An 8,236-nucleotide genomic window follows, 5' to 3' on the forward strand; every position below is an offset into this window, starting at 1 on the left:
ATTAGACCTCTTGCATAAATCCGAAAACAAACGATAGAAACAATAATGGGAGGGACTTTCAGTTAATTATTTATTAGTAGTTGATAATCTTCAAAAATGTTGCTGTACAAGGATCGACTTAAGACTTTTGCAAGAGGTCTAGTGACCGCTAACCACTTTCCCTGATTTCCCTACTATATTTTGTGTTTTTTGTCAAGGGGTTTTTGGGGTTTTAGTAAAGATGTGACGGGATAGGACTGTTTTGATCAGGACTATTATTGATGAAATCGATAGAATAACGATAGGGGAAGCTTGATTGTTTGCCTTAACCGACAATTTTTATTGTTAATCAACTTTGACCAGACCATCACCATGAATGAACCACCTAATAGCGCTGGCGATGAAATCCAATTACCCCGGGGAGAAAGAGTTGACCAGCTAAGACATCTGATCGAAACCCTACGCATTGCCGATGAAGTGGCCAATCGCGGTTATTTGATTACCAGCGCCGAAGTGGCCGATTTAATGGATATTAATCCAGGGGCCGTTACCAGTCGCGGCGACCATTGGCCGTGGCGAAATTGGGTAATCTCCCGGGTCAGACGCGAGGGAAACCAAATTCTTTGGCAATTGGAAAAAGTCGATTAGGATTAATGGCAACCATCAGTTAATTTCTCTCTTGACTTTTGTCAATTAGCAATTAGGGTTTGCTAAATAAATCTAAAAACCTTGTTGGGTAAGACTTTTAGACTTTTGGTCAATCAAAAAGTCCCAGATCTGGGAGGGATCGGGGGGAAAATCCCTGGACTTTTTCCCTGAAAATTAGGTAATTTACCAGATGAAAATGGGTAAAAACCTACACCCCACACCCCACACCCCACACCCCACACCTCACACCCTGTCCCCACGAAAAACTTTTTCAGCAAACCCTAATTATCTCGTCATTTTCCCCCAGCAGATGACGCGCAAAACGTCGAGCTAGGGGCGGAGCCGATACAAGTGTACTGGTAAAACCAGAAAATACCTGCAATCCCACTTTATCGGCGATCGCTCCCACCAGAGGCCGTCCCGAGGGGGCAAAGGCCACTAGGCAATGATGACAGCTGCCGGGGAGAGAGGCTAAAGAGGGCAGCAATGTCCCCACGGCGGCGCGTATTGCTTTTTCCCCCGTCAGAGGGTTTAAACTCCCGCCTGGATCGGTGATAATGGCGCTAATTTGCCCTAGATAAAGACTTTGATCCCGGAATTGTACCGCCCCCGTTTCTAAAACACTGGCAATTATTTCTGGGGTTTCTCTCTGCCAAATGCCCTGCTTTTCTAGTTGGGTGATTTTTTGCTCTAATACCAATCTGGCAGGAATTGCAGGCATAACTAGGGTGTTTAATTTGATCTCAGTGGGGGGAATTTTGATCACCTGGGCATGGGTAAAATAGACGGGAGCAGTAATACCGGATTTTTGCAGTAAAGACCGAGTTAATCCCCCGGCACAGACGATAGTTTCCCCGGCAGAATAATTATTTTTAGGAGTTTTTACGCCGGTAATTCTCGATGCAGTTTCAATTAATTCGATGACAGCTTCCCGAATAATCTTGCCTCCCAGACGCAGGAAAGCTTGTTGATAGGCAAGATTAGTTTTTTCGGCGTTAATGTGACCGTGGGGCAGTCGTAAAACTCCGGAGATAGCTGCGGGATTTAATAGAGGTTCTAAAGCGATCGCTGCCTGCGGATCGAGAATTTCGGGGGTAATAGCAAAGATAGCAAATTTTTCGGCCACAGTGACCGGATCATCTTCGGGGTTAACGGTGAGAATTAGCTCTATGTCCCGGTATTCATTATCTATGCCCAATTCCTGGGATAAATTGCGCTGAATTTCTCGACCTTCTTGATATAATTTTCTCTGGATTTCTGTGGTGGCCGACCAATAGGCTAAACCCCCGTAACTGTAGAAAGTGGCGTTGAGGGGATGGGTTTCTTTTTCTAATAAGAGGACTCGACTGCCTAGGTTAGCTAGTTCATAACTTAAGGCGGAACCGGTGATACCACCACCGATAATTATGTAATCATAAGTTGTGGTCATAATTGGGCTAATTTTTTCTCAATTAATCTATTCTATCATTATACTTGCTCAGTTCCCTGGTTCTGATTTAAGCAATAATTGCTATAATTAGAGGAAAAGTTGAAAGCGGGACTGGATAACTATGCAACAGTTAGAAACTAAGGGGATAACTGACCGATGGATTAAAGCTAGTTGGGAAGAATACTTAGCAGCAATTAACCACCTCCCAGAGAATCAAGGAAAAAGTTATTATTACAATGGCTATTATCGATTAGAAATGACTCCTATTGGATTTGAACACGCTAGAGATCATCACGTTGTCTTTTTGGGGGTGAGTCTCTACGCTATCCTCAAAGAAATTCCTTTTCAAGGACTCCCCACTTGTTCTTATCGTAAAAGAGGAATTAGAGAAGTGCAGCCAGATATATCTTGCTATCTAGGAGAAAAAGCGAATCTGATACCAAATGGGACTTCGATTATTGATTTAAATCAGTATCCTCCACCAGATTTAGTCATTGAAATCTCAAAATCTACCCTCAATGATGACTTAGGTAATAAACGCTTACTCTATGAAGAATTAGGGGTTAGTGAATACTGGAGTGTTAAGGTAGATGACCCTCAAATATTCGCTTTTGAAATAATCGATCGAGGTAGTAAAAGAATTGATATATCAAAGGTTTTACCTAATTTAAAACTTGCGGTTTTAGAGTCAGCTTTACAACAGGCACGCAGCAAGGATCAAAGTCAGGTGGGACGTTGGTTAATCAGTCAATTTCAAGGTTAACCCCATAAAATCGAGGCTAATATTATGCAACAGCTAGAAACTACTATCTCGACAGATTTATGGATTAAAGCTAGTTGGGAAGAATACTTAGAAGCAATTAAAAACTTCCCAGAAAATCAAGGAAAAAGTTATTATTACAATGGCTATTATCGATTAGAAATGACTCCTATTGGTAACGATCATGCCAGCGATCATGCTATTTTGATCTTCGCTGTTAGTCTCTATGCTACCCTAAAAAATCTGACCTTTAATGCCAAAGATAATTGCAGTTTTCGCAGGTCTGGTTATCGAGAAGTTCAACCGGATATATCTTATTATTTTGCAGAGAAAGCTAATCTGATTCCCTACGGTACTTCGATTATTGATTTGAATCAGTATCCCCCACCAGATTTAGTCATTGAAATCTCAAAATCTACCCTTAATGATGACTTAGGTAATAAACGCTTACTCTATGAAGAATTAGGGGTTAGTGAATATTGGAGTGTTAAGGTAGAGTATCCCCAAATATTCGCTTTTGAAATAATCGATCGAGGTAGTAAAAGAATTGATATATCAAAGGTTTTACCTAATTTAAAACTTGCGGTTTTAGAGTCAGCTTTACAACAGGCACGCACCAGAGATCAAAGTCAGGTAGGACGTTGGTTAATCAGTCAATTTCAAGGTTAAATCCTGCTGTTTTTTGGCAGCCGCTTTCTCCAATAAAGACTCGGCAAAAGCGATGGCATCTGCTGCCGAATTTCCTCCCGTTAATTGTGCCAATTCTTCCCTTCTCGTCTGACGATTATCAAGAGAAGTAACCCGGACAACTGTGCGAATTTCCGAGAGATTAGTGGGATTATCTTCGGCAATCATTTGTTTATAAACGCGAAAATGGTGATCAGCTAAAGCAGCCACTAAAGGTTGATGGGTAACGCACAAAACTTGATATTGTTGACCTAATTGATCTAATTTATCGGCAATTGCCTGGGCAACTTTTCCCGATACTCCCGCATCAATTTCATCAAAAATTAGGGTTGCTGCTGCCGATTGGGATTGGGAAAAACAGGACTTTAACGCTAGGAGAAAACGACTCATTTCTCCTCCGGAAGCGGTACTGGATAAAGGTTGGATTTTTTCCCCTGGATTGGGACTAAAATAAAATACCACTTGATCGACTCCCAGACTGCTAGGATTACCCGGGTCAATCCGACAGACAAAAATCACCTTTTCCATGGCTAAAGGTTTTAATTCCTGTACCAATTGTTTTTCTAGTTGACTAGCGGTTTGTTGTCGCAAAAAGGTCAACTGGGTGCTAGTTTCTCGATAGATGTTTTCCTGTTGCTGACAAATTTTTTCTAATTCTTCAATGGATTGTCCTTCTCCCGTCAACTCCGCTAATTCCTGCTGTAATTTCTGATAATAATCGAGCGCTTCGGCTAAACTTGGGCCATACTTGCGACAAATGCGCTTAAGTTGGACAATTCTCTCTTCTATCTCGTTCAATCTCTCGGGATCTGCCTCTAGACTATCCCCATAAACGTTGATTTCCTGTCCCGCTTCCACCACCTGATTTAATGCCGATCGCACCATCTCTAAAATTGGCTCTAAACTTGTATCATAAACCATCATATTTGTCAAGATATTTTCAGCTTTTCCTAACAAATCGGCGACGGCCGGTTGATCGCGATCGTTTTGGTAGAGGAGTTGATAGACTTGATAGCTGGAATTTTGCAAATCGACAGCGTGGGAGAGTCGGTTTCTTTCCTGTTCCAACTGTTCCAACTCGTCAGCGTCAGTTAAATTAGCTGATTCTAGTTCTTTTAGTTGATATTCTAATAAATCTAATCTCTGTAGGCGATTTTGTTCCGATTGCAACCTATTATTTAAAATATTCTTGCTTTCTTGCCAGTTAAGGTAGGCTGTGGCTACCTTTTCCCGCTGCCGCAGCAGCGATTCACCCCCGTAGAGATCTAATAATTCCCTCTGTCGATTAGCGTCCATTAACTGAACTGTTTGACCTTGGGCGGTGATTTCTACCAAAAAATCTCTTATTTGCGCCATTTGTTGGCGATTAGCGACGACTCCGTTAATCCGAGAACGAGAACGCAAGGAATTATTAGTAATCACTAATTCCCGGCTGATGGTCAGACTATTATCTTCTAATGGGTCAATTTCCTGACTTTCTAGCCAAGCAATTAATTCTGGAGTCAGAGAAAAAGTCGCTTCTAGGGTTGATTGTTGGCTTCCCTGACGGATGACGCGATGATTGACTTTACCACCGAGAACAATATCGATCGCATCTAATATAATTGATTTTCCTGCCCCCGTCTCACCGGTCAGTACATTTAATCCGTTCCCGAAAGTTAATTCTAAGCGATCGATGAGGGTAAAATTTTGAATTTGTAGGCAGGATAACATATATCAGTAATCAGTAATCAGTTGCTAAGTAGGTAGGCGTTAAAAATTATCAGACACCCCCCTTATTAAGGGGGGATTAAGGGGGGATTAAGGAGGGACTAAGGGGGGATCGGCACCCCCCTTATTAAGGGGGGACTAAGGGGGGATCGGCACCCCCCTTATTAAGGGGGGCAGGGGGGATCGAACCTAAAATCCATTTTTAATTTAATTATAACCAGTTACTTATTCTCATTATCTTTCAGCATCCCCTAATTTTCCCCGAAACGGTAGCCCTTCCCATAGACAGTATTAATTAGAGGTGTTTCTCCGGCCGCTTCGATTTTACGACGCAGTAAGCGCATCAGGGCAGGAACCACATTACTATTAGGTTGCTCCCCTTCTGACCAGAGATGCTGATAAATTTGTTCATGGGTGAGAAGTTGACCTGGATGGGTCATAAATAAAGTCAACAATTGTACTTCTTTTGCTGATAAACTGATCGTGCGACCGTGACGATAAGCCACTTGATTTTCGCTATCGAGTTCTAAATCAGCACATTTTAGTTTACTGCTATTACTAGCTTCAAAATTGGGAGAACGACGCAATAAAGCGCGGACTCTCGCTAATAATTCTCGCAGTTGAAAGGGTTTGACTAAATAATCATCAGCGCCGGCATCTAATCCCGCCACTCGATCGTCTATGGTATCCTTAGCGGTTAGAAACAAAACGGGAGTGGTGTCCCCTTGATTGCGTAAATATTGACAGATTTGTAATCCGGATTGCTGGGGTAACATCCAATCGAGAATTAAGAGGTCATAATTATTCTCTTGTGCCAATTCTAACCCCGTCCGACCATGATCAGCAATATCAACTTCATAGCCTTCTTGAGCAAGAATTTGTTCTAAGGGTTCGGTTAATTCTTTTTCATCATCAACGATAAGTATTTTCATAAAAGTAAAAAAGATGGTGTTGGGTTTTGGGGTTTTGGGGTTTTGGGGTTTTTTAGTTGAATCTCCCCATTTCCCCATATCCCCATGTCCCCATTTCTCCTAATTATCGATCTTTGGGGAATAAATTGCGCCATTCGAGAGGGATATAACTTTCAAGAAATCTAGCCATGGTTTGGTAATGACGCTGATACAAAACTCCCATATAGATAATACCAAGTCCTAGGACGGTTAGGGCAAAGGGAAAGAAAATTGAATCGGCAAAGATACGATAGGAGAGATAGGAAAGATAGGCAAATACTCCGATACCTCCGAAAACCACAAATAATCTTCTTTTTAGCAGGACGGATAATAACATCAATCCCAAGTTAATTAGACAGTACAAAAATCGTTGCGCTTCATTATCATCGATGAGGAGAGATAGACTAAACCAAAACATAATTAATCCGAATAGGTATAGCCAAAAAGCAAAATCTCCCCGACTGCGACGCTGACGTACATCAATTAAATAGGCAGTTATTAAACAGGCAATTCCAAACCAAAAGGATACCCACAGTCGCATTCTCCATATATATTCGTTCTCTCCAAATAGCAAAGGGGTTAAGTCCATTGACATATACCACAGACTAAAGGCGATCGGTGCAGTTAAAAAAGGAAATTTAACAAATCTTAAAGTTATTAATCCTGCGATAATCGTGCCTAATTCCATTAAAAACCAACCGCCTTTAGTCCAGGTATAGAAATCTGGATAAATGGCCATATTTCCGGCTTGCCAGTATCCTGTCCAGCGTTGTAAACCGTAGATTGCTAAGGGAGTCATTGCCACTGCCATGGTAAATAAAAGGCCGCCGGGGATTTTGAGATTTTGCTGAAAATAGAGATTTTTCCCCGCAAAAATAAAACAAATTGCATAAAACAGGGCGATAAAAAATAGTCCTGCACCACCGAAACTCTCCCAAGCTTCGTTCATAAACCACCCCAGGGCAGAGATAACAATTAATGCCCCAAAATAATAGGCCACATTAGCAAAATTAAAGCGAGGGCGATTAACTTCATCTTCTTGGGGATAACGGGATAAAAAAGCCGTCCATAAATTTTCAGCTTGGCTGGCAGTAATTAGGTTTTGTTGTACCGCCCAATCAAAATCTTCTCTTTCTAGTCTCATAATATTCTCTAGTCCTTAAGCTAAGATGTATTTTAACCGCCTATCCTAAGGATAAGGGAATAGGGCATAGGCGCAGATGTTAAATCCTGTAGTAAAACTTAACATTTACCGATTGCAACATCCGAAATCTGCAAAATAGAGTATAATTCAATCTATATTAACTATTATCGAAGACATCATGATAACTAAATCAGAACTCTATGAACAAGATTTTCAATTATGGCTGATAACAACAATAGGTCAGTTAGAACAAGGAGATTTTCAGGCATTAGATGTATCTCATTTGGTTGAGGAGTTAAAAGAATTGGGTAAATCAGATAAAAATGCCTTGGAAGGAAATTTAATGATTTTGCTGGCTCATTTACTGAAATTAAAAGTACAATCCTCCGCCCCTGAAAGCATGAAATCTAGCTGGTATAGCTCCATTGTCGAACACAGGGAACGAGTTATCGCCTTACTAGAAAACACCCCTTCTTTGAAATCTCATGTAGCAATCGCCATCGATAAAACCTATCCTAAAGGTCGCAAAATTGCCATCAAGGAAAGTAAATTGGCTGACTTTGGAATTGCGATTCCTCCAGAGGAAGCATATCCCTTAGACTGCCCTTTTTCCTTAGAACAGATTCTTGACGAAGATTTCTATGGCTGATAATTCATATTTAATCCATCGGCTAAGACGCTTTCAAAATGCTTCTAAAAAGTCTTCAAATCTCAAAAACTGGGAAGCTATACAAGTCACATCTGTCTCCCGATACTAAGCGATTCGACTGACTTTAAATAGAGCTTACAAGGCAACATCTCAAAAACCGCTGAGAGGTAAGATGAAAGCCACGACAGCATCTCTGGCCTCTCAGCCTATCGCCTGTGGCTGTTAGGTAGTGTCTAGCTAGTGACCAACTTCCAGGCTGAGACTGTTCTGGGGAGCCGCC

9 protein-coding genes are annotated in these 8,236 nt (G+C 41.3%); 5 read left to right on the plus strand and 4 right to left on the minus strand.

Annotated elements, in window-relative coordinates; genetic code table 11:
• Nucleotides 1-351 precede the first annotated feature (351 nt).
• Both PX482_RS08165 and PX482_RS08170 read left to right on the plus strand, forming a co-directional pair.
• On the plus strand, nucleotides 352-627 hold the full coding sequence (locus PX482_RS08165) for a hypothetical protein (protein ID WP_002732855.1): 276 nt from the start codon (nucleotides 352-354) through the stop codon (nucleotides 625-627).
• A 190-nt stretch (nucleotides 628-817) separates the two neighbouring features.
• Nucleotides 818-961 (plus strand): hypothetical protein, encoded by a 144-nt coding sequence (locus tag PX482_RS08170; protein WP_288023531.1) that lies wholly within the window; start codon nucleotides 818-820, stop codon nucleotides 959-961.
• Here PX482_RS08170 and PX482_RS08175 read toward each other — a convergent pair.
• A complete protein-coding gene (locus PX482_RS08175) occupies nucleotides 899-2,056 on the minus strand; it encodes an NAD(P)/FAD-dependent oxidoreductase (RefSeq protein WP_002763872.1) in 1,158 nt (385 codons plus the stop codon). The two genes, PX482_RS08170 and PX482_RS08175, sit on opposite strands and share 63 nt — an antisense overlap.
• A gap of 121 nt (nucleotides 2,057-2,177) precedes the next feature.
• Here PX482_RS08175 and PX482_RS08180 point away from each other — a divergent pair, with 121 nt between their 5' ends.
• On the plus strand, nucleotides 2,178-2,819 hold the full coding sequence (locus tag PX482_RS08180) for a Uma2 family endonuclease (RefSeq protein ID WP_002763870.1): 642 nt from the start codon (nucleotides 2,178-2,180) through the stop codon (nucleotides 2,817-2,819).
• A 24-nt stretch (nucleotides 2,820-2,843) separates the two neighbouring features.
• Nucleotides 2,844-3,485 carry a Uma2 family endonuclease gene (locus PX482_RS08185; protein ID WP_002763869.1) on the plus strand — a complete coding sequence of 214 codons (642 nt, stop codon included), beginning with the start codon at nucleotides 2,844-2,846 and terminating at the stop codon, nucleotides 3,483-3,485.
• Here the strand turns inward: PX482_RS08185 and recN are convergent.
• The 3 genes from recN to PX482_RS08200 form a co-directional block, all read right to left on the minus strand.
• Complete coding sequence (recN, locus tag PX482_RS08190) at nucleotides 3,462-5,216, minus strand: DNA repair protein RecN (RefSeq protein WP_002763867.1); 1,755 nt, start codon at nucleotides 5,214-5,216, stop codon at nucleotides 3,462-3,464. The genes PX482_RS08185 and recN overlap by 24 nt on opposite strands.
• Nucleotides 5,217-5,464: 248 nt before the next feature.
• On the minus strand, nucleotides 5,465-6,145 hold the full coding sequence (gene rppA / locus PX482_RS08195; RefSeq protein ID WP_043999551.1) for a two-component system response regulator RppA: 681 nt from the start codon (nucleotides 6,143-6,145) through the stop codon (nucleotides 5,465-5,467).
• A gap of 103 nt (nucleotides 6,146-6,248) precedes the next feature.
• Nucleotides 6,249-7,307, minus strand: a complete 1,059-nt coding sequence (locus PX482_RS08200; RefSeq protein WP_288094247.1) for a DUF2157 domain-containing protein — start codon at nucleotides 7,305-7,307, stop codon at nucleotides 6,249-6,251.
• A 178-nt stretch (nucleotides 7,308-7,485) separates the two neighbouring features.
• On the opposite strand from PX482_RS08200, the gene PX482_RS08205 reads away from it, so the two are divergent.
• Nucleotides 7,486-7,956 (plus strand): DUF29 domain-containing protein, encoded by a 471-nt coding sequence (locus tag PX482_RS08205; RefSeq protein ID WP_002776837.1) that lies wholly within the window; start codon nucleotides 7,486-7,488, stop codon nucleotides 7,954-7,956.
• Nucleotides 7,957-8,236: the final 280 nt, after the last annotated feature.

It is taken from the genome of Microcystis sp. M53602_WE12 (assembly GCF_030065455.1).
Taxonomy (GTDB): Bacteria; Cyanobacteriota; Cyanobacteriia; order Cyanobacteriales; family Microcystaceae; genus Microcystis; species Microcystis aeruginosa.

Coding starts and splice junctions, on each gene's coding strand:
- PX482_RS08205 (WP_002776837.1), top strand. CDS start 7,486: ATGATAACTAAATCAGAACTCTATGAACAAGATTTTCAATTATGGCTG.
- rppA (WP_043999551.1), bottom strand. CDS start 6,145: ATGAAAATACTTATCGTTGATGATGAAAAAGAATTAACCGAACCCTTA.
- PX482_RS08185 (WP_002763869.1), top strand. CDS start 2,844: ATGCAACAGCTAGAAACTACTATCTCGACAGATTTATGGATTAAAGCT.
- recN (WP_002763867.1), bottom strand. CDS start 5,216: ATGTTATCCTGCCTACAAATTCAAAATTTTACCCTCATCGATCGCTTA.
- PX482_RS08175 (WP_002763872.1), bottom strand. CDS start 2,056: ATGACCACAACTTATGATTACATAATTATCGGTGGTGGTATCACCGGT.
- PX482_RS08170 (WP_288023531.1), top strand. CDS start 818: ATGAAAATGGGTAAAAACCTACACCCCACACCCCACACCCCACACCCC.
- PX482_RS08180 (WP_002763870.1), top strand. CDS start 2,178: ATGCAACAGTTAGAAACTAAGGGGATAACTGACCGATGGATTAAAGCT.
- PX482_RS08165 (WP_002732855.1), top strand. CDS start 352: ATGAATGAACCACCTAATAGCGCTGGCGATGAAATCCAATTACCCCGG.
- PX482_RS08200 (WP_288094247.1), bottom strand. CDS start 7,307: ATGAGACTAGAAAGAGAAGATTTTGATTGGGCGGTACAACAAAACCTA.